21 protein-coding genes are annotated in these 19,010 nt (G+C 68.0%); 9 read left to right on the top strand and 12 right to left on the bottom strand.

The features are described from left to right. Positions 1-9: 9 nt before the first annotated feature. The 3 genes from Pph01_RS05280 to Pph01_RS05270 all read right to left on the bottom strand — a co-directional run bounded on the left by Pph01_RS05280 (position 10) and on the right by Pph01_RS05270 (position 3,047). Positions 10-654 carry a response regulator transcription factor gene (locus Pph01_RS05280; protein WP_308441872.1) on the bottom strand — a complete coding sequence of 215 codons (645 nt, stop codon included), beginning with the start codon at positions 652-654 and terminating at the stop codon, positions 10-12. Next, positions 651-2,195 carry a HAMP domain-containing sensor histidine kinase gene (locus Pph01_RS05275; protein WP_204071776.1) on the bottom strand — a complete coding sequence of 515 codons (1,545 nt, stop codon included), beginning with the start codon at positions 2,193-2,195 and terminating at the stop codon, positions 651-653. Before Pph01_RS05275 ends, Pph01_RS05280 begins: the two co-directional genes overlap by 4 nt. A 264-nt stretch (positions 2,196-2,459) precedes the next feature. After that, positions 2,460-3,047 carry a hypothetical protein gene (locus Pph01_RS05270; protein WP_204071775.1) on the bottom strand — a complete coding sequence of 196 codons (588 nt, stop codon included), beginning with the start codon at positions 3,045-3,047 and terminating at the stop codon, positions 2,460-2,462. A gap of 426 nt (positions 3,048-3,473) precedes the next feature. Between Pph01_RS05270 and Pph01_RS05265 the strand changes: the two genes are divergently transcribed. Both Pph01_RS05265 and Pph01_RS05260 read left to right on the top strand, forming a co-directional pair. Continuing rightward, positions 3,474-3,989, top strand: coding sequence for a hypothetical protein (locus Pph01_RS05265; protein WP_204071774.1), 516 nt, complete (start codon positions 3,474-3,476; stop codon positions 3,987-3,989). Positions 3,990-4,000: 11 nt separating this feature from the next. Then, entirely contained in the window at positions 4,001-4,558 is a 558-nt protein-coding gene (locus Pph01_RS05260; protein WP_204071773.1) for a hypothetical protein, read from the top strand. 153 nt (positions 4,559-4,711) lie between these two features. On the opposite strand, the gene Pph01_RS05255 is transcribed toward Pph01_RS05260, so the two are convergent. From Pph01_RS05255 to Pph01_RS05235, 5 genes are all read right to left on the bottom strand, one after another. Further along, a complete protein-coding gene (locus tag Pph01_RS05255) occupies positions 4,712-5,140 on the bottom strand; it encodes a DUF3995 domain-containing protein (protein WP_204071772.1) in 429 nt (142 codons plus the stop codon). 45 nt (positions 5,141-5,185) lie between these two features. Then, positions 5,186-5,674 (bottom strand): SRPBCC family protein, encoded by a 489-nt coding sequence (locus Pph01_RS05250; protein WP_204071771.1) that lies wholly within the window; start codon positions 5,672-5,674, stop codon positions 5,186-5,188. Continuing rightward, entirely contained in the window at positions 5,671-6,222 is a 552-nt protein-coding gene (locus tag Pph01_RS05245) for an RNA polymerase sigma factor (protein WP_204071770.1), read from the bottom strand. Before Pph01_RS05245 ends, Pph01_RS05250 begins: the two co-directional genes overlap by 4 nt. 206 nt (positions 6,223-6,428) lie before the next feature. Then, positions 6,429-6,647 carry a hypothetical protein gene (locus Pph01_RS05240; RefSeq protein ID WP_204071769.1) on the bottom strand — a complete coding sequence of 73 codons (219 nt, stop codon included), beginning with the start codon at positions 6,645-6,647 and terminating at the stop codon, positions 6,429-6,431. Positions 6,648-6,879: 232 nt separating this feature from the next. Next, positions 6,880-7,494 carry a dihydrofolate reductase family protein gene (locus Pph01_RS05235; RefSeq protein ID WP_204071768.1) on the bottom strand — a complete coding sequence of 205 codons (615 nt, stop codon included), beginning with the start codon at positions 7,492-7,494 and terminating at the stop codon, positions 6,880-6,882. Between Pph01_RS05235 and Pph01_RS05230 the strand changes: the two genes are divergently transcribed. Beyond that, a complete protein-coding gene (locus tag Pph01_RS05230; protein ID WP_204071767.1) occupies positions 7,475-7,690 on the top strand; it encodes a hypothetical protein in 216 nt (71 codons plus the stop codon). The genes Pph01_RS05235 and Pph01_RS05230 overlap by 20 nt on opposite strands. A 488-nt stretch (positions 7,691-8,178) precedes the next feature. Here Pph01_RS05230 and Pph01_RS05225 read toward each other — a convergent pair whose 3' ends face one another. Beyond that, a complete protein-coding gene (locus tag Pph01_RS05225; RefSeq protein WP_204071766.1) occupies positions 8,179-8,919 on the bottom strand; it encodes a TetR/AcrR family transcriptional regulator in 741 nt (246 codons plus the stop codon). 88 nt (positions 8,920-9,007) lie between these two features. Here Pph01_RS05225 and Pph01_RS05220 point away from each other — a divergent pair, with 88 nt between their 5' ends. The 4 genes from Pph01_RS05220 to Pph01_RS05205 all read left to right on the top strand — a co-directional run bounded on the left by Pph01_RS05220 (position 9,008) and on the right by Pph01_RS05205 (position 14,424). Continuing rightward, positions 9,008-9,871 (top strand): NmrA family NAD(P)-binding protein, encoded by an 864-nt coding sequence (locus Pph01_RS05220; RefSeq protein WP_204071765.1) that lies wholly within the window; start codon positions 9,008-9,010, stop codon positions 9,869-9,871. 188 nt (positions 9,872-10,059) lie between these two features. Continuing rightward, the gene (locus Pph01_RS05215) at positions 10,060-10,623 is read left to right on the top strand and encodes a GNAT family N-acetyltransferase (protein WP_204071764.1); all 564 of its coding nucleotides are present in this window, start codon (positions 10,060-10,062) and stop codon (positions 10,621-10,623) included. A 150-nt stretch (positions 10,624-10,773) separates the two neighbouring features. Continuing rightward, the gene (locus tag Pph01_RS05210; RefSeq protein WP_204071763.1) at positions 10,774-11,187 is read left to right on the top strand and encodes a hypothetical protein; all 414 of its coding nucleotides are present in this window, start codon (positions 10,774-10,776) and stop codon (positions 11,185-11,187) included. Between the two features lie 354 nt (positions 11,188-11,541). Next, positions 11,542-14,424: an AfsR/SARP family transcriptional regulator gene (locus tag Pph01_RS05205; RefSeq protein ID WP_308441874.1), complete on the top strand. Its 2,883-nt coding sequence runs from the start codon at positions 11,542-11,544 to the stop codon at positions 14,422-14,424. Here the strand turns inward: Pph01_RS05205 and Pph01_RS05200 are convergent. The 3 genes from Pph01_RS05200 to Pph01_RS05190 form a co-directional block, all read right to left on the bottom strand. Continuing rightward, positions 14,421-14,744, bottom strand: coding sequence for an alpha/beta fold hydrolase (locus Pph01_RS05200; RefSeq protein WP_204071761.1), 324 nt, complete (start codon positions 14,742-14,744; stop codon positions 14,421-14,423). The two genes, Pph01_RS05205 and Pph01_RS05200, sit on opposite strands and share 4 nt — an antisense overlap. Before the next feature lie 367 nt (positions 14,745-15,111). Further along, on the bottom strand, positions 15,112-15,981 hold the full coding sequence (locus Pph01_RS05195) for a sensor histidine kinase (RefSeq protein WP_204071760.1): 870 nt from the start codon (positions 15,979-15,981) through the stop codon (positions 15,112-15,114). Positions 15,982-16,317: 336 nt separating this feature from the next. Further along, entirely contained in the window at positions 16,318-16,554 is a 237-nt protein-coding gene (locus tag Pph01_RS05190) for a hypothetical protein (protein WP_204071759.1), read from the bottom strand. A gap of 23 nt (positions 16,555-16,577) precedes the next feature. Here Pph01_RS05190 and Pph01_RS05185 point away from each other — a divergent pair, with 23 nt between their 5' ends. Next, on the top strand, positions 16,578-17,204 hold the full coding sequence (locus tag Pph01_RS05185) for a TetR/AcrR family transcriptional regulator (protein WP_204071758.1): 627 nt from the start codon (positions 16,578-16,580) through the stop codon (positions 17,202-17,204). A 478-nt stretch (positions 17,205-17,682) separates the two neighbouring features. Beyond that, positions 17,683-18,849 (top strand): sensor histidine kinase, encoded by a 1,167-nt coding sequence (locus tag Pph01_RS05180; protein ID WP_204071757.1) that lies wholly within the window; start codon positions 17,683-17,685, stop codon positions 18,847-18,849. Positions 18,850-19,010: the final 161 nt, after the last annotated feature.

Raw genomic sequence — 19,010 nt, 5'->3', positions numbered from 1 at the left:
GGTGCTCCGTCAGATGTCCAGGGCCTCATCCAGGCGGATGAGGCCCTGCTGCAACCCGAAGATGGCCGCCTGCGTCCGATCGGCAAGCCCGAGCTTGGTCAGGATGCTGGAGACGTGTGTCTTCACCGTCTCCCTGCCGAGCCTGAGAGAACGGGCGATCTCCGCGTTGGAGCGGCCCCGCGCGAGTTCGGCGAGCACCTGACGCTCACGTGGGGTGAGGAGATCCATCGGATTCCTGCGGTGGCCCCGCCGGACACGCTCGATGAGGAGGGCCGCGGTGCCCGCCTCCAGGACGCTGCCGCCCACCGCAGCCGCCCGTACGGCCTCCACCACCCGGTCCACGGCCGTCGTCTTCGACAGGTAGGACAGCGCGCCCAGCCGGACGGCCTCGATCACCCGTTCGTCGTCGAGGAAGGAGGCCAGCACGATCACCGCCGGACCGGTCGTCAATTCCCGGAGCACGGCGAGCCCGTCCATGCCGGGCATGACCATGTCCAGAAGGATCACGTCCGGCCGGAGTGCGGGAATCGCCGCCAGCGCGCGGGCGCCGTCGGCGCACTCGCCGACCACTTCGATGCCGTCCTCCTGCCCGAGGACGAACCGGAGGCCCTGCCGTACGACCTCGTGGTCGTCGACGATCAGCACCCGGATCACGGCTGCTCCCCGGCGCTCGTGACCGGGGCGCCGATTCGGGACGGCGGCATGGACGATGCGGAGGGCAGCGTGGCAGCGACCGTCGTGCCCTGGCCGGGTGCCGTATGCAGCTCGAACATTCCACACAGCTCCTCGACCCGCTCGCGCATGAGCCGCAGGCCCATCCCGTGATTCGCGGCCACCGCGGACAGATCGAAGCCCGCACCGTCGTCACTGATCTCGACTCCCACGGTTTCCGCCATCTGGGTCAGCCGTACCCGCACCAGGCCGGGATCGGCGTGTTTGATCGCGTTGCTGAACGCCTCCTGAACCAGGCGCAGAACGGCGTGCTCCGCCGCGGGCGCGAGCGAAACCTCATCGAGCCGCGTCTCCACCCGAAGCCCCAGCCGAGTCTCGTAGGCGCGGCACAGCTCCTCGATCGCGGGCACGAGACCGGCGTCCTCCAGCGCGACCGGGCGCAACTCCAGCAGGAGCGCCTGCATCTCCCGCATGGCCCTGGTCGCGGTCCGCTCCATCGAGTCGGCCTCCCCCCGGAGCCCATCGGGCGCCGCGCGCCGCATACCCCCCGCCAGGAGGCTCAGGGAGAACAGATCCTGCGAGATCGAGTCGTGCAACTCGCGGGCGATCCGTCCCCGCTCGGCCTGCCGAGCCTCCGCACGTCCCGCCGCCCGCTCGGCGTGCAGCGCCGACTCCAGCCGCTCGGTCATCCGGTTGAACGACTCCTCGAGCTGTCCCACCTCGTCCCCTTCGGTCACCGGGACACGCGGACGGAAGTCGCCCTGGGCGACCGTGCTGGTGACGTTCGCCAGACGCCGCAGCCGGCCGATCAGACGTCGCGTGCTCAGCAGCCCGAAGATCAGGCCTACCGGCACGACCAGGACCAGCACTAGAGCGCCCGGCACCAGCACGCGCAACAGCGACCCGGGCACGTCGCCCGCTTCGCCGTAACCGGAGGGCGCCCGCACGTGGACGTATCCGAGGATCTTGTACTTGGGCGCCAAGGCCGTCTCCATGCCAGAGGGGGGCGAGCCGGGAGGGTAGAGCAGCACGGGACTCGACCACCATGTCGTGTCGCCTGTGCGCGTCTTCCCTCTGCCTCCGCCGCCCTCCGGGAGGAGGCGCACGTCGAGGGGGACACCCGGGGGATAGCTGCCTCTTGCGGAGCTGATGACGACAAGACCTTCCGCGTCGACCAGGGCCTCGATGGGCTGGTCGATCGCTTTGCCGTCGGTGACGGTGATCGGCACGCCCTTGTCCTGGTTCACCGGGGATCCGCTGAGCGAGATCTGAGTTCTCGCCACCTTCTGGGCCATGATGAGCAGTTCGTCCATCGTGGCGTCGGGGACGGCCACGTTGAGGTTGCTGACGGAGAGACTGAGGATGTTCGCGTCATGGTTGGCCTGGGCCTGGAGGCGGTTCTGGAGGTTGGAGTCACCGACGATCGATGGCACGTAGACACCGAGCAGCACCGCTTCGACGACTAACACGGCCGCTGCCGTCACGAGCACGTACGAGGCGGCCATCCGGCGCCTGAGTCCCATATCGGCAGCGTAATGTTCAGTTCCGAGGTGATCCTCCCCCTGAAGGGGGACCACTTCTTCGGCAGTGTCGGACTCTTGACAAAGCCCAGCAGCCCGCCTCCGCCGCCGCATGCCCGGTTGTGACCGTTGGCATCCCATCATCGTGGAAGGTGCGCAGGCGAAGGGACACGTCAAGCCGGGCTTGCACCTCTGTCGCCGGCCCGCTGCCGCTTCGCGGTGTGTCGATGGCAGACGGGATGGGTGCGCGCCCGCATAGTGGGTCGCTCAGGTTGTCTGACCATCACACCAGCGGTTTCCGTCGAAGTAGGGCTCGCCCATGGTGCCCCAGGCCCTGTGGAGCGCGAGAGGAATGGATGGGGGTCTCGGGTTGCACATCCGCGCGTCGTAGCCGCCCTGGAATTCCCAGGGGCCGTCGCCTTTCTGTTTCCAGAAATAGACCAGGTCAATGGTCGCACGCACGTAGTGCATGTCGGTCTTGGGGGTCTTGCCGTAGATCTCCCCGTAATAGATGGTGCCGCCTGTCGCCACATTCATGGCTCCCTTCACGGGGCCCGAGGGATCGACGACCGCACGTGCAGCGGCGCTGAGCTGGTCACGTGTCTCTTGGTCAACCATGAGCGGGATCGCGGTCCCTGCGGGGTGGCGCTGTTCTTCCGGCTCTTCCTCGTCCGGGTCTTCCTCGCCGGCCGCCTGAGCTGATTGGGCGGGGAAGGAGGTCGGCGCAGTGCCAACGGGGGCTTGGTCTTGGGCGGGGAGAAGCACCGCCAGCGTGAAGACGGCGATGATGGCGATCGTTGCGATCAAGCCCACCATCGCGACGCGAGCCGGAAAGGAGCGGTGCATGATCGACAACTAGCACGATCATCGCGTGCGTAGAAGGCTGTTCTTTACTCGTTCATCTGTGAATCGCCTCACCTTCGAGATGCGAGGCCGGATCGCGGCAGTAGTCCCGGAGACAGCGGGCGATCCTTGGACGGCTAGGAATCTACAACGTAAAGGCGGTGGACCGTTGCCGGCTGCGAGGCCCGCCGAGGCAGGCGCGGACGGCGAGGTGGCGCACGCCCACCACACCGAAGAAGGCGGAGCCCCGACCCCGCCGACGGTCACGAGACGGCCCGCGGCCCCGCCAAGGCGTCTCCACCCAGTGCGGCGCCCGGAAGTTCGCTTGACACGGGAAACGGCTGGCCACAGGCTTGATTAGAGGCGAAGCAATGACCCGTCAATCTCTCGGCTCGCAGTGGGAAGCCCCATGGGCCGCATTCGACACGGGGGTCGCTGATGAGTTTGCTCACGACTTCTGCGGCATCCATCCATCAGTTGGGGGCTGCCGCTGCTCTCGCTGGTAGTCCACAGCTACCGCGCCCCAGCACCACAGGTCCCGCTGAGGCCAAAGGGCTGTGGAGCAGGTACGACGTCGCGGCGAACACGATGCTCGCGGGGGGCTGGCTGATCGAGCAGCACACCCTGAGGACGCAACGCCACCTCGATCAAGCGACCGACGACGCGGTCAGGCTGAAGGATCTCGCCGTCATCGGATCCGCGCTCACGAACATCGCCACTATCGCCGCGGGTCGACTCGTCAAGCGTGAGTTCCCACAGGGGCTGCCGCTGGATGCGGAGGGCAACCTCACGTCCGACGCCTCCCGGCGCGGGAAACGCTACTACCGCTGCCTCACGGTGATGAAGATGCTGAACCGCGCCTTTGCGGCCGGTGCAATCGGGCTCACTCCCCGCGTGAACTTCACCATATTGCGCTCTTACCGGCCCGGAACGATCTTCCGACTGTTCACCTGAGGAAACCGGCGGTGACGATTATGACGATCGTGCAGACCACGGCCGCTTCGATCGGCCGCCTCGGCTTGGCCGCCGCCGCGTTCGGCAGACCTGCGCTCGGCCGTGCCGGCGAGCGGCCCGGAGCCGCCGGCAGGTCCGCGGAGACGGCTACCGGCGCCCGGCTCAGCCTGAGCGACTCCTTGTACGAACTGCTCGTCAACGCCTCCATCGCGACCGGCTGGCTGAGTGAGCGAAGAACTCTGTACAGCCGGTCGCTCGGCAAAGACGCGAAGGTCATGGTGACCGCCAAGGACGTGCTTGTCGCCGCCGCGGTGGTCACCGGCGCCGCGGCCCTGATCGGCAAGGTGGCCGCACGACGCGAACCCCCGGCCGACGGGCCCGTCTCCGAGGAGGAGCCCTCCCCTCAAGGAGCCGTCGACGCCGAGGGCAACGGCGGTTACGTGCAAACGATGACCACGCTCAACCGCACCTTCGCGCTGCTCGGAGTGGCCGCCACCCCCTTCATCAACTTCGCGTTGTTCGACTCCTACCATCCCCACCCGCTCCGCAGCTTCTTCTCGCTCTGGTAGGAGGACGACGCATGCGCACGGCAGCGCGTGCCCGCGCGGGCCGATCTGCCCCCTGGCATAGCCGCAGGACGGCCTTGATGACTCCGTCAGCGCGCTCGTCGAACCGTGCCGCCCTACGCTGCGCACAGCCGTGAATCCATCTTCGGACGCGGATCAGACGGTCACGATGGTGGCCGCGCCGCACAAGATCAAGCACATCGGGGTGTACGCGGTGAGGTTGAGCCGGTAGAACGCCGAATTCCGATCGGCGCCGATGCCCAGTGCCCAGACGATGCCGGCTCCGCCGCGCAGGAGCGCCCCGACGGCGACGGCGGCCGACCCTGCAGTTGCGATCCAGCCGGGTAACCAGCCACCCAACTGGCCGGCCCTGGCGAGGACCGCGGTCGCGCCGGCGACCAGGATGAGAACGATCGGCGCCAGCACGCGGGGGGTGAACGGCACCTCGAAGTTGAGCACCATCTGGGACAGCGTGCGTGTGTCGGGGGCCGGCCAGGTGCGGCCGGTCATCCAGTAGACGTGCACGAGGGCGTCGGCGCCCAGGATCGCGGCCACCACGATGGCCGCCAGTTCGTGAATCCTCATATCTGGGAGAGGGATCCACTCGCCGGAACGCTCCCGTGATGTGGCTCACATCGGCGGGCCTCCGGTGTCGACATGGCGCGCGAACCGCGTGACGAAACGGCGGACGACGACTCGGCCGAGCAGCCGGTTGGCCGGGACCAGCAGCGGCCCGAGGATCCGCATGCCCGGCAGCCGGAAGCCTGCCATGTAGCCGAGCCGGGTGCCGTCTCCTGCAGGCACGACGGCGATCCCGAACGACACGAAGCGGCTCTGCATGAGGCACCAGCCGGGCCGCAGGATGCCGTCGAACGGCGCGCGGAGTCCGGACCGGCCTCGAACCATCGCCCGGAACCGTTCGCCGTGGTGCTGGGTGACGTGAACCGATCGGACATCGGGCACCAGGCCGGGGAGCGCTTGTTCCAGGTCGCCCAGCACCTGCCACACTTCGTCGAAGGGAGCCGGCAGGTCGGTCTCGACGTACATGGCGCCGGGGATCGCCGCCGCCAGCACGCGCAGCCGCCGAACGTCGTCGATTTCACCGATGGGCCAGGTCATCGGTCACCCCCCTCTGTCCGCCACGCTCGCCGGAAACTCTCGCGGGCCCGGAACAGCCGGGACCGTACGGTACCCGCCGGGACGCCGAGCATCTCCCCCGCGGCCTGCTCGTCCAGCCCCTCCAGGTCGCGGAGCGTCAACACCGCGCGGTGCTCGGGCGACAGTCGGTCCAACACGTCACTGATGTCGGCGGTCAACGCCGGATCATCGGGTGCGGGAAGTTCGATCAGCTCGGCCGGAGTCGTCCGGGATGACTGCCGGGCCACCCGTACGGCCTCCCGGACAGCGATCACGCGCACCCAGCCGAAGAGCGCGGCGGGCTCCCGCAGTGTCCCCAGTTTGCGCAGCACCACGATCAGGGTCTCCTGGGTGGCGTCGGGCGCGTCCTGCAACGCGATGGGCCAGCACAGCCGGCGCACGTAGGGAGTGATCGCCTCAAGCAGATCATGCAAGGCGATCAGGTCGCCACGCTGGGCGCTTCGTATCGTGGCATCGGGCACGCGGACAGGACCGGCGGCGGCCGGTTCCGCCCGCTGATCGTCGAGCATGCTCACCTTCGTACGCGCTGTCGCAGGAACGAGATCACCGTACGCCGCGTCGTGCCGCGTGACGGGCCGCCCACGATTCGCCGGGTGGCCGCGTCCCACCGTCCGCCTACGTGTACCCGCATTTCGCGCTCCTTCCGCCGTTCCTCACGACGGAAGGAGGCACGCAACCGCCACATCACTCCCGGCTGTGACCCGGATCACGGAAATCAGCACAGGATCGGTGTGAAGAGCGTCCGCCGCAGGCTCGGTCCCAGGTCCGGGGACGCGGCGGCGACATCGAACACCGGCTGCGCCTCGCGTTCGACAGCGACGACCCCGAGTTCACCCACGGCTTCGAAGCCGGGCAGATCTGGGAGCGGCTTGAGCGCGACGGCTACGCGCACCAGCCCGCCGCGCGCCTCCAACGCCGAGATGTTCATCCGCATGGCCGAACCCACGGCCTGCCGTTCTGGGCCAAGCACCGCGGTTGATGGTTGACATGATCAATCCGGAGTGGGGCCGGGTGGTGCGACTCGCGGCTACTGAGAGTGAACCCAGTAGTCCGGCATCCGCCTACCTGGTCTCTCGGCTCACCCTGCCCAGGTGGGGCGCCATCGGACGATCACATCGCCGATCACCGGATGTGGCGCCATTACGGCGATCCTCCCGAGAAGGCCACTACTTCCCGCCGGGCACCTGGTCCTTGACCTCGTCGTAGCCGACTTTAGTGGGTGCCTCGGTCGGCGAGTAGATCACGCGGATCACGCCCGTCGGAAACGCCTCCGTCGCCGTCATTCTCAGGTGGTACGGCGCTTCGCCGTCGTCGAACAGCCTGCGGCCCTTACGCGCCGCCACCGGGTGCACCAGCAGGCGCAGCTCATCGACCAGCCCCGCAGCGAGCAACTGCTGCACCACGGAGATCGAGCCGGGGATGAGGATGCCTCTGATGCCGGCATCGGCCTTGAGCGAGGTGACGGCATCGAGGAGATCGCCTTTGATCAGCTCGGAGTTGCGCCAGGAGAACTCCAGCGGCTGGCGCGAGACGACCACCTTGCGCACGTCCCCGAGTTGCTTGGCGAACGGTGCGTCGTCCCCACCCGCCGCCTCGCGGTCGGGCCAGGCTCCGGCGAAGCTGTCGTAGGTCTCCCTGCCGATGAGCAGCACATCAGCGGTGTCGTAATCCTCGCCGACGGCGCGGCCCATGTTCTCGTCGAAATAGGGGAAGTGCCAATCGGGGTTGATGTCGGCCACGCCGTCGGCCGAGATGAACAGCGTGGAGATGACCTTTGCCATCGCGGTGATCCCTTCGAGTCAGGCGGTATCGGTAGGTAGACCGGCGCAGCATCCCAAACTCATCGCCGGCCACAGACCCGTCCCGATGGAGAGTCGGCATTTCGAGGTCGGCGTGATGCATCGGCACAGTTTCGTCGACCGGATGCAGATGGGCGACCGGGTTCCTCGAGCCCTGTCGTTCTGTCCCGACCGGTGATGCGTTCAAGGGATCTCGATCAGCCCGTACCCTCTGCGGCAGATGAGTGTGCGTCGCGCCTCGGCGCCCGCCCGCACCCGGCGCGTTGATCAGACCGCGCTGGTCTTCAGCGTGGTAGCGGCGGCGGACAGTAGAGCCTGTAGCCGGATGTGCGGAAGCGATCCATCCGTACCGGCTGCCGGTTCCACGCGGGTGCTGTAGAAAGTCCGCCTCGTGGTCGTGTTCCTGACGGACCACAGGTTGCCGGCCTGGTCGCGCTGCCAGACCAAGTTGAGCGAAATGCCCCTCATCGTTGCTAGGGAGCACGAGCGAACCTGTGCCACCGACCTGGTGGCGACGTGGGGCTGAGCGTCGGATCGACGTCCGGACGCGCATCCGCTCAACCCGACACGCCGTCGATGCCGCCACGATGACGGGCGACAGAACCGCCGGGAACGGAACAATCGCTCGCGGATGCGGTCAACCTTGGACGGCACCTGATCGCAGTCTCAGTCTGGGCCAGCTGAGGCACCGGGGGTGGTTGGGCCGTCGCCGCTTCGATCCAGCCACTCCGACAGCAGGGCGCGCTCGGCGCCGGTGAGCATTGTCAGCTTCGGTGCGACGGCCCGGAATGCGACAGCGACTGCGGTCGTGCTGTCCGCGGGAAGCGTCGGCACGTCGGTGAGGATCGATCGCATCACCGCCTCGTACATCGCGTCGGCAAGGTCGCGGTCCCGGTGTTCCGGCGGGGTGGAGAGCAAGGTGAGCACGGCGCCGGTGCCGGCGGCGTGGATGAGTTCGACGGCACGTCTTTCTGGGACCCGAAGCCGGCCGATTGCCGCGACGCGGTGCACCCGGGCGCGCAGAACCTCCAAGCCGGCGGCCGCCGCCGGTGAACGAACCCCACGGCTGGGGTCGGTGAGGAGACCGAACAGCGCTGCGTTGGCGAGACCGAAGCCAATATGCGTGTCCCACCCCGCCCGCAGGTCTGCAACCGGGTCGCCGCTGTCCTCGACGAGGGTCTTGCCGGAGACGTAGGTGGCGAAGACATGTTCGGCAACGGCGTCGAGCAGCGCGTCCTTGTCCTCGAAGAACCGATAGATGGTCGGCGCCTGCATGCCGACCGCCTGCGCGACCGCACGGGTGGTGACCGCGCTTGCGCCCTGCTCCCGCAGGAGCTGCGCCGCGCACTCCACGATGTTCGCTCGCGTCTTTTGCCTGCTGGCGCTATCCGGCCTCACCTCTGCCATGTTTCCAACGATAACGCAATTTTGCTATCCCTGTTGCTAACGCTGGTAGCATTCAAATCGTTCCAGTGTTAGCAGGAGAGGACGGATCATGATCATCATTACCGGCGGTACCGGCCGGCTCGGCTCCCAGATCGTTGATCGGCTGCTCGATCGGGTCTCGGCAGACCGGGTCGGCGTGAGCGTCCGCGACACCTACCGCGCCGGCGAACTGGCCGCACGCGGGGTGCGCGTGCGACGCGGCGACTTCACCGAGCCCGAATCCCTCGCCGATGCGTTCGAGGGCGCAACACAGGTGCTCATCGTCTCGACCGACCAGACGGGCGAGGCAGCGGTTGCCCAGCACGTCGCAGCGATCGACGCCGCTCGCGATGCCGGTGCCAAGCGCATCCTCTACACCAGCCACCAGGGCGCCGCCGAGGACTCGGTCTTCGCGCCGATGCCCGACCACGCCGCCACCGAGCGCTACCTGTCGAAGACGGGCACACCGTTCACGGCGCTGCGGAACGGGTTCTACACCAGCACCGTCCGGCACCTACTCGGCCGGGCGCTCGAAACCGGCGAACTCGTCGCACCGGCCGACGGGCCCGTATCCTGGACCACGCACGCCGACCTCGCCGAAGCGGCAGCGATCATCCTCGCCGACGAGGGCCGGTTCGATGGTCCGACCCCGCCGCTGACCGCACCGCACGCGCTCGACCTCGCAGCCATCGCCGGCATCGTCACCGAACTCACCGGACGCACCATCCGCCGCGTCGTCGCCGACGACGCCGAGTGGACGGCCACCATGATCGGCCACGGTGTACCCGCGGATCAGGCGAACATGCTGCTCGGCATGTTCCACGCAGCACGCCGTGGGGAGTTCGCCACCACCGGACCGGAGCTCGAGAATCTCCTCCGCCGCACACCCACGCCGGTCCGTTCGATGTTGGAGGAACTCACCACCCAGCCGTGAACTCTCCTCCTTCTCGATGTGGTGGCCGCCCCACGGGGCGGCCACATCGCACTCATCTCGGCAGAGTCGAGCACCTGTGTGCGTGCTCCCGTCCGATCAGCGGCACGTCAGCGGCAGAAGAGGACGGCGGCCACGGTCGGCAGGGGGTCCTCCGCTGCCGTTAGTGTGGCCGCCGCTACGCTCTCACGATGACCGGTTCCGCCTCGCTTCCGGGAGGCGTCCTACTGCGTCCACTGGACGTCGGCGACGCGCCTGCACTGCTCGACGCGTACATCCGCAGTCGTGAGCATCTGCGTCCCTTCGACCCGGTGCGACCTGACTCGTTCTGGACGCTTGCCGGCCAGCAGAGTCGGCTCGACGAGATGGTGCAGCAAATGAAGGAGGGCAGGCTACTGGCCTGTGCGATGCTGCGAGACGGTCGTGTGTTGGGGTGTGCAACGCTCAACGCGATCGTGCTCGGTCCTTCTTGTAGTGCAAATCTGGGGTACTGGGTGGAACCCGCCGAGGTCGGACATGGCCTGGCAAGCGCGGCTGTTGCAGCGCTTTGCCAGATTGCTGACCAGGAACTCGGTCTGCACCGGATCCAAGCAAGTACGAGCCCGTCGAACGTCGCCTCGCAGCGCGTGCTGGTTAAGAACGGATTCGAACAGTGGGGGACGGCGCCCAAGTACCTGCACATCAACGGTAGATGGCAGGACTCCTATCTGTTCCAGCGGATCCTCAACGATCGGCCGCCAAGCTTCGGTTCATGATGTAGAGAAGCATCCGCTCATCGGCAAATGAGGGCGATTGCACGTCCGTGACGCGAGTCGGGCAGCTGAGCCCAGCGGCACAGCTGGTGATCAACGCCATCGGCGAAGGCTCAGTCCGCGCAGGCATGGCATGTCGTAGATTTTCCGGCCATGTCAACGAAGTCCTCTCTGCAGATGCCTTCTGTACTCACCCGCACGCTTCGGGTGCCCCTCTGGACCTCGGGGCTCGCGTTGGCTCTCGGCTTGATGATCGGGGCGGCCACCGCCACCTTTGGGGCCTCGGATCGAGGCGTGCCCCGGGTGGTGCAGGGCACGATCACGGCGGTGAACTCAGACGGCACCGCGATCGGCTTCACCGAGGACGGCAGCGACCGGGAAGGCGAGGGCATACTGGTCGCCGGCGATTCATGGACGGATCGCAAAGGCGCGAACTTCGGCGGCACGCCACCGACCTGCCTTGCGCCCGGCTCTTACGGGCAGCGGGTAGAGCTTGCGATCCTGGACCTTCAGGGCCACGGGAACTGGCCCGACAAGCTTGTTGTCTGGGTGCACTGCCTGTCATAACCGTGCCGTCAGTCCACCAGACACACGTCGGCCATGTTTCCGGGATGAAAGCTCGTGAGGTGGCACCGGCGGTGTGGTGTACGGGACTCTCCCGCGACCGTCAGCGTTCCAACTCCGGCGACATCCTCAATTCGGCGTGAGCGCACGACTCGCGGCAGATCCGCGCACGTGATCTCGCAAGGGTATCTGCATACATCGTCTATCTGAGTGTTCGGTTTAGTGCGCGATAGCCGTGCGCGCATCGGCGGCGCGTGCCACGGCCTGTAAGTTGTGCCGGTGACCGCACCCGAACCGGACGTCGTGGGCCAATCTGTCGCCCGCCCCGGTCTACCACTGCCACCGGCTGGGCGCCTGATGAAGGTTCGGTTGCGCTTGCAGGTCATGGGCCCGTTACGGGTATGGCGGGGTGATATCGAGGTCGATGCCGGCCCCCGGCAGCAGCGGGCTTTGCTGGCACTACTGCTGGCGCAGCACGGCCGGCCGGTCGGACTGGGCGAGCTCGTCGACCTGATCTGGGTGACGGACCCGCCGGCGACCGCGGTGAATATCATCCAAAAGTACATCGGTGCACTACGCCGGATGTTGGAACCCGACGTGGCGCCGCGGTCGTCTGGGTCGTACCTGGCCCGCCAGGGCAACGGCTACCGGCTGACGGCCGGTCCCGACGTGCTCGACCTGGCCGCCTTCGGCCGGTTCGTCACGGCGGCGAAAGCGGCGACCGCCGCTGGGCGGACGGGTGAGGCGCTCGACCGGTACGGCGAGGCCCTGCAGCTGTGTCAGGGTCCGGCGGGCGGCGGCCTGGCGGACAACGCAGCGGCTGCGGCCGTCTTCGCCGGCATCGACGGCCAGTTCGTCGACGCGGCGGTCGATGCCGCCGGTATCGCGGTGGCCGAAGGCCGTCCGGGCGAGGTGCTCGCGCCGCTGCGACAGGCCGCGAGAATGTTCCCGCTCCACGAACCCGTGCACGCGGGTCTGATGGTGGCGCTCGCCGGCGCCGATCGCCAGGCCGAAGGGCTGGCGGTGTACCAGTCGATTCGTGAACGTCTCGCCGACGAGCTCGGTGTCGACCCGGGACGCGAGCTGCGCGAGGCGTACCTGCGGGTGCTGACCCCGATCGTGGTCACCCCAGCCGTGGTGTCGCCCACCGAGCCCACCGTTCTTGTCCCGGCCGAGCTGCCGCCCACCGTGCCCACTGTTCTTGTCCCGGCCCAGCTGCCGCCCGATCTTCCGCTGTTCGTCGGACGCCGGGCGGAACTGGCGGTGCTCGACGACCTCGTGGCCGCGACGACCAACCGCACCGGTCCACTGGTGATCGCGATGGACGGCATGGGCGGCGTGGGCAAGTCGACGCTCGCCGCGCACTTCGCGCACCGCGTCGCCCGGAAGTTCACCGACGGCCAGCTCTACCTGGACCTGCAGGGCCACGAGGACGACGGTGAGGGCGTCCCGGTCGTCGAAGCCCTGCGCTCCCTGCTCTACGCACTGGGGCTGCGCGGTGCGGACGCCCCGGAGTCGCTGGAGGCGTTGGTGGGTGCCTACCGCAGCCTCACGGCCGGGAAGCGGATCCTGGTGCTGCTGGACAACGTCCGCGACCAGTCGCAGGTCCAGCCGCTGCTGCCGAGCTCGGCCGGAAGTCTGGTGCTGGTCACCAGCCGCCTCCCGCAGGTAGGCCTGGCCGTCCTCGGAGGCGCCCGCCTCATCCGGGTCGACCTGCCCGACCGGCAGGTCGCCCGCGAGATGCTCGAACGGCGGCTCGCACACACCGACCGTGTCACCGGCGGCGACGCCGAGTCCCTCGACGCGATCGTCGAGCTGTGCGGGCGCCTGCCACTGGCGCTGGCGATCCTGGGCGCCCGGCTGAGCGCCCGTCCGCGGCTGTCGCTGGCGTCGGTCGCCGCGGAGCTGCGCGACGACGCTCACCGGCTGGCGGCGTTCCCAGGCGGGCGGGGCGTGCGTGACCCGCGCACGACGTTCGCGTGGTCGTACCGCCAGCTCAGTCCCGACGCGGCCCGGCTGTTCCGGCTGCTGTCGGTCGCGCTGACCCCGGGCATCACGGCCGAGGCAGCCACGAGTCTGTCGGCGTGGGAGCCGCGACGCACCCGCGAGGCCCTCATGGAACTGGCGGAGGCCGCGCTGGTGACGGAGGACGACCACGGCCGGTTCACCTCACACGTCCTGGTCAAGGCGTACGCGGAGGAGCTGTTCCGGGAAACCGAACCACCCGCCGAGCGGGCGGCGGCGGTTAGCCGGCTCCTGCAGCATTACCTGCACAGCGCTCTGAATGCCCAGTCCGAGCTGAAGAAGAGCTACGTCCGGAGCTCGCCGCCGCCGCCTCCGCCGGACGGCGTGGTCGCCGAGCGGCAGGGCTCACTGGAGAACGCCTACAGCTGGTTCGATCGTCACCGCGACGTTCTGTTCGAGGCTGTCCACGTCGCGGCCGAGGGTGACCACGGTGTCGCCCCTTGGCGACTGGCCCTGGCCATGCCGCAGTACCTGGAGAGTGCGGGCCTCTTCCGCGACTGGGAGGACGTCGTCCGCTTGGCGCTGCGGGCCGCCCGCGAGCAAGGTGACGCGATCGGCGAGGCGGACCTGTGCCGCAGCCTCGCCGGTCCCCGCTGGTACTCCGGCGCGAACGACGACGCCCTCGACCTGCTGCGGACCGCGTTGCGGCACTACACCGAGCACGGCATGACCAAGGAGCAGGGCGCGGTGCTGACCAACCTCCAGAACATATATGACTCGCTCGGCGACCACGAGGTGGCGCTGGAACACGCCCGGCAGGCGGTGACGCTGGGCCGGCTCAGCGGAGAGCGTCTCACCGAACTCAACGGCCTGTTGGGCCTGGGTCAGTCGCTCGCCGAGCTTAAGCGGTTCGAGGAGGCGGTACACGCGTTGCGGCAGGCGCTCGACATCGGCCGCGACCTCGACCAGTGGACCGAGGAAGCGATAGGCCGGCACTTGCTCGCGCAGAGCCTCGCGGGCATGGGCCGAGTCGACGAGGCGATCGAGGAATACACCGCAGCGGTCCGGCTGGCCGGCGTGTTGGCGCACGGACCGATCCAGGTCTATTCGCTCCGGGATCTGTCGAAGCTTCTGCTGTCGACGGGTGACGTGGCCGGGGCGCGGCGGGCATTCGACCGCGCCGTCGAGCTGATGGGCACATTCCAGAACGGCGGACCCGAGTTCCTGCAAGCCGACCTCGGGCAGCTCGCAGAACTGCTCGCCCGGCACCCCTAGGACGCCGTCTCGGCGGCCGCCCGCTGGATGAAGGCCGCCGTAACGTCCGGATGCGAGACGAACACCATGTGCGAGGCGCCCTCGACCACCTCCACCGTGGCGTTGGCCCGGGTAGCCATGCACTCCTGCGCCGCCGAACCGGGCGTGGAAGACGGGAGGATCGATGGACACGTCGACCTGCCCGCCCGGCAACGGCACCGCCGCAGCGACTCGTTCACCGTGCTGTCAGGGAACTTCGCGACCAACGCACCGACGGGCTCCCCGCTGCCGGGGACGAAGGCCGCCACGTAGATCAGCGCCGTGACATGCTCGGTCCCCACGGCGGCCGTCGAAATGACCGCGCCACCGTAGAGCGGCCCGCTACGCCCTCACACGGACGAAGAGAACCAGGCCCTCCGCATACCGTTCGCCGTACGGCTCGATGAACGTCTCGGCCGTGTCCAACGCCGTCGTCCGAACCTTGGCATGATCACATGCACTACTTTCGGCAGAAGGGGAAGTGTCGCCAGTCTCGCCGTGATCATGTCAACCATCAGGCGGGGCCGAAGCGTCAAGCATCAACCGAGGTCTGACAGTCATAGCCCCAGCTGAGGCCGGAAATTCTCAATCGCTTCCCAGGCGAAACCTCAGCAGTAGACCGCGCGCCCTGGCGCTGAGTGGGCCCAAGCTCCACCCTTTCGGCGTTGATCAGCGGTTCGCGGCCAGGGGCATCCGGAGGACGAAGCACGCGCCACCGGAGGCGGAGTCTTCGACGTGGAGGCTGCCGTTGTGCGCGGAGGCGATGTCGCGGGCGATGGCCAGGCCGAGGCCGGTCCCTCCGCAGTCACGGCTGCGAGCCGAGTCCAGGCGGACGAAGCGGTGGAAGATCCGCTCGCGGTCGGTCGGGGCGATGCCTACCCCGTCGTCGGCGATGGTCAGTTCGGCGCTGTCGCCCTTGCGGCGAAGGTCGATCCATATCGTCCGTGCGGCGTGACGGTGGGCGTTGTCGAGCAGATTGGCGAGCATGCGAGTGATGTGTGATGGCACGCCGCCGACCTTCACCGCAGGATCGAGGTGAAAGTGCACCTCCTGCAATCCCTGGCGGTGGGCGACCGCCTCCCGGACCAGGGCCGTGAGGTCGATCTCTTCCATCGTGGTCTGGGCGTCCGTCTCCAGCCTGGCCAGCAGGAGCAGGTCGGCGACGATGCTCTGCACGCGGCCCAGATCATGGAGAGCGTGATCGAGGAGATTCCGCAGGTCGGTGTCGTCCGGATGCATCTGGGCGTCTTCCAGTTGGAGGCGCAGCCCGGCGAGAGGTGTGCGCAGTTCGTGTGCGGCGTCCACGGTGAACTGCCGTTGCCGGTCGAGTGCTCGTGCGGCGCGCTTGTCCGCCTGGCCGAGCCGTTCGAGGACGGTGTTGATCGTCGCGGCGAGCCGCACGAACTCGCCCTTTCCCTTCGGTTCGGCCAGACGATCTTGCGGGTCGCCCTCCAGGACGGCCAGTTCGGCGTGGATGGCCGCGATCGAGTGCAGGATCCGGGCCCGCGTCTGCCACCTGGTCCATGCCAGCGAAACCACGATGCAGAATGCCCCGGCGACGACGAACGGCGGTCGAAGGACCGCCAGACGGAGAATGCGATATGACCGGGTGCCGCGGAGAGGTCCGCGGACACGTCGGCCATCAGGATCGAATCCCGTGGCTTCATCGGAACGTCCGCGCCGCGTAAGCAGGGCTCTTCGCGGTGACACGTTTGCTCCGGCGGGACGGCCCGCTCCGTCGGAGCCGGCATCGAGACACGCGGTCTCGGGTCCGGGGCCGAAGGCCTTTCTCATATCCGCGCTCCCATCCGCTACGCAGCGCGCTGCCCAGATGCCGATGACGCGGCCGGCGGATGATCGACCGGCACTCAGCTGTCACACGCCGCGGTGATGGCGCATTCTCCGGCCGATCAGGTCGCGGCCGGCTTCCGCCTGGCGCTCATTCCAGGCCGCTGTTGCCGGATGGACGATTTCGTCCAGTTTGTGGTTATATGTGAAGTCTGTCAAGCCTTCCCGTCTGCCGCGACCTGAACGGCGCGGCTCAGACGTGATCTCGGCGACTGCGATCGCCCTGACCGGCCGCTCGGAACCGGCTGCGGCCAGCGGGTTCACACCTCTGACGTAGGGTTTTAGATATGTCCGGAGGGACAGGAAAAGATCCTTCACGACTTACCCCGCGCGGCGCGGCCACTCGCGATCGCATCGTCGCGACCGCGGCCGATCTGATGCACAGGCAAGGGGTCGCGGCGACGACCCTGGACCAGATCGTGCTCGCGTGCGACGTCAGCAAGTCACAGCTGTATCACTACTTCCCGAACAAGGACGCGCTGATCGCCGATGTGATCGCAGCACAGGCGAGCCGCGTCATCCTCCATCAGAACTCGCTCCTCGAGCAGCTGCACTCGATGGACGACCTGGAGAAGTGGCGCGACCTGCTGGTGGCGGGCATGCACCGGGATGCGGGGTACCGATGTCCTCTCGGCTCGCTGGCCAATGAGCTCGTCGGCCGTTCCGGCCACGCTCACCCTCTGCTGGCGGCGGCCTTCGATTCCTTGCGGGACGCTTTGGCCGGCGGTTTGGCCAGACTTCAGGAAGAAGGCGAGCTGGGTTCCGAAGTCACCGCGGACGAACTCGCCCTCGGGGTCATCGCCGCGCTGCAGGGCGGATATCTGCTCGCAGCGACGATGCAGGACGAGCAACCCTTCAGGCTTGCAATCGACATGGCGCTGAGCCGGATCAGGGCTCTCGCGGCGGATCGCTAGAGCCGTCGGCGAACAGCTCGTCGCCCATGTCGTCCGGCCCGGTGCTGTGACACGGCACTTCCGGGGGTCACCTCGTATCCCAGTTTGACAAATTTGGGTAACTGCACGTTAAGTGGACGATGTCGTCCATTGGACTCAGGCCTGTTCGGCCAGGTGCCGGCGGCCGGTCGTCATCCCGCTCTCGACCACGGGACGGCCGTACTGGATGGATCGCCGGGGCCATCCGGGCGGCAGGCGATGTTCCAGGAAAGGAGGCGGCGGCTACTCGAGGAGCAACTCGCGGACCGGCCGCTCCTGAGCCGCCCATTGTCCGTGTGGATCAGCGATCAGCGTGAAAGACACAGCCGTGATGAGACACCCAGCCGAGATCGCCCATGGCGTGTGGCCATGGGCCGCTCGGAAGAGCCGGTCAGGCGCGCAGGGAGACGGTGACGCGGTGCCGTCGCTGTGCCCCATTCAAGTCCGCTACACGACGGTGATGACGCTGCTCGTCCTCATGATCGTTGTGGTGCTCGGCGTGAGCATGGACCTGGCGGTCCGCTACAGGGTTCGAGACGAGGCGTTCCTCAACGCCGAGAAGGCCGTCCTCCGGTGGAGCGCGCAGGTGCGGAGCGACCATGTGCCGCGCCCCATTCCCGTTTCCGCCGGCGTCGACCTCGTCCAAGTGGTGGACGCCCGGGGCAGGATCACGAGTTCGAGCCCTCAGACGGGCCGGGCGCGCCTCAGCATGCTCAGGCCGGAGCCCGGCGACCGTCTGCGGCGGCGGACCGAGTGTCCTCCGGGCAAGCGGTGTGTCCTGCTTACGGTCGACAGGGTCTCACCGAGTGCCGATTCCCCTGTCGTGTACGCGGGCGCGGTGGAGCCGTCGATTCTGGCGACGCACGACCTCGAGTTCATCGTCGCGGCGGCCGCGCTCATCATGACCGTCATGTCGGGGTGGCTGACGTGGCGAATAACGGGCCGGTCACTGCGCCCGGTTCAACAGCAGTACCGACTGGCCTCCACCACGTCCCACGAGCTCCGCAACCCGATCGCCGGCCTGCGGGTTCAGCTGGAGGAGGCGCTGCTCTACCCCGATCACGTCAATCCACGCGACACGATCCAGCGAGCCCTGTCGACCACCGACCGGCTCGAGGCGATCGTCGACGACCTGCTGCTGCTCGCCCGGCTGCGCGGCGGCGAGTCGGCGTCCCATGAGGCGATCGACCTGGGCGCGCTGGTGGCGGAGGAGGCGGAGACGACCTCCCACCCTGTGCCGGTGCGTGTTCGGGTGACCGGGGACGTATGGGTACACGGCTCACGGACCCAGCTGATCCGGCTGCTGAGCAATCTGATGAGCAACGCGCGACGCCACGCGGAGGCCGGCGTCATCGTATGCGTCACATCCGGTGACGGTCTGGCGGTCGTGTCGGTGACCGATGACGGAGTCGGCATCGATCCTGCCGACCGGGAGCGGGTCTTCGAGCGGTTCGTCCGTCTGGAAGACGGACGACGCCGAGACGCCGCCGGCAGCGGACTCGGCCTTGCGATCTCCCGCGACATCGCCCACGCCCACCGGGGAACCCTGCGTATCGAGGACTCCCCTCGCGGCGCCCGGTTCGTTCTTCGGCTACCGCTGATGGAGGGAAGGCAACTGCCGTCGTGAGGCGAGCCCGGCGAGGACTCAGCCGGCACTGCCTAAGGATCAGGTGAGGTTCCTCCTCGCCGCACTCAGCTCCAGGCCACGACAGACTGACCGGGTTTTGGTCCGACCCGAGTCTGGCGGCCGAGCTCCACAGGATGCTTCGCGCTGAAGATGGACGCTGA

The organism is Planotetraspora phitsanulokensis (genome assembly GCF_016863295.1).
GTDB lineage: Bacteria > Actinomycetota > Actinomycetes > Streptosporangiales > Streptosporangiaceae > Planotetraspora > Planotetraspora phitsanulokensis.
The sequence above is the reverse complement of the archived record's forward strand: the minus strand, read 5'-3'. Positions and strand labels throughout refer to the sequence as shown.

What these genes read in the sequence shown, in the direction of transcription:
- Pph01_RS05250 (WP_204071771.1), bottom strand. Translation starts at nt 5,674, where the DNA reads ATGACCTGGCCCATCGGTGAAATCGACGACGTTCGGCGGCTGCGCGTG.
- Pph01_RS05225 (WP_204071766.1), bottom strand. Translation starts at nt 8,919, where the DNA reads ATGGCAGAGGTGAGGCCGGATAGCGCCAGCAGGCAAAAGACGCGAGCG.
- Pph01_RS05240 (WP_204071769.1), bottom strand. Translation starts at nt 6,647, where the DNA reads ATGCGGATGAACATCTCGGCGTTGGAGGCGCGCGGCGGGCTGGTGCGC.
- Pph01_RS05235 (WP_204071768.1), bottom strand. Translation starts at nt 7,494, where the DNA reads ATGGCAAAGGTCATCTCCACGCTGTTCATCTCGGCCGACGGCGTGGCC.
- Pph01_RS05210 (WP_204071763.1), top strand. Translation starts at nt 10,774, where the DNA reads ATGTCAACGAAGTCCTCTCTGCAGATGCCTTCTGTACTCACCCGCACG.
- Pph01_RS05275 (WP_204071776.1), bottom strand. Translation starts at nt 2,195, where the DNA reads ATGGGACTCAGGCGCCGGATGGCCGCCTCGTACGTGCTCGTGACGGCA.
- Pph01_RS05255 (WP_204071772.1), bottom strand. Translation starts at nt 5,140, where the DNA reads ATGAGGATTCACGAACTGGCGGCCATCGTGGTGGCCGCGATCCTGGGC.
- Pph01_RS05180 (WP_204071757.1), top strand. Translation starts at nt 17,683, where the DNA reads ATGACGCTGCTCGTCCTCATGATCGTTGTGGTGCTCGGCGTGAGCATG.
- Pph01_RS05245 (WP_204071770.1), bottom strand. Translation starts at nt 6,222, where the DNA reads ATGCTCGACGATCAGCGGGCGGAACCGGCCGCCGCCGGTCCTGTCCGC.
- Pph01_RS05205 (WP_308441874.1), top strand. Translation starts at nt 11,542, where the DNA reads ATGAAGGTTCGGTTGCGCTTGCAGGTCATGGGCCCGTTACGGGTATGG.
- Pph01_RS05220 (WP_204071765.1), top strand. Translation starts at nt 9,008, where the DNA reads ATGATCATCATTACCGGCGGTACCGGCCGGCTCGGCTCCCAGATCGTT.
- Pph01_RS05185 (WP_204071758.1), top strand. Translation starts at nt 16,578, where the DNA reads ATGTCCGGAGGGACAGGAAAAGATCCTTCACGACTTACCCCGCGCGGC.
- Pph01_RS05215 (WP_204071764.1), top strand. Translation starts at nt 10,060, where the DNA reads ATGACCGGTTCCGCCTCGCTTCCGGGAGGCGTCCTACTGCGTCCACTG.
- Pph01_RS05265 (WP_204071774.1), top strand. Translation starts at nt 3,474, where the DNA reads ATGAGTTTGCTCACGACTTCTGCGGCATCCATCCATCAGTTGGGGGCT.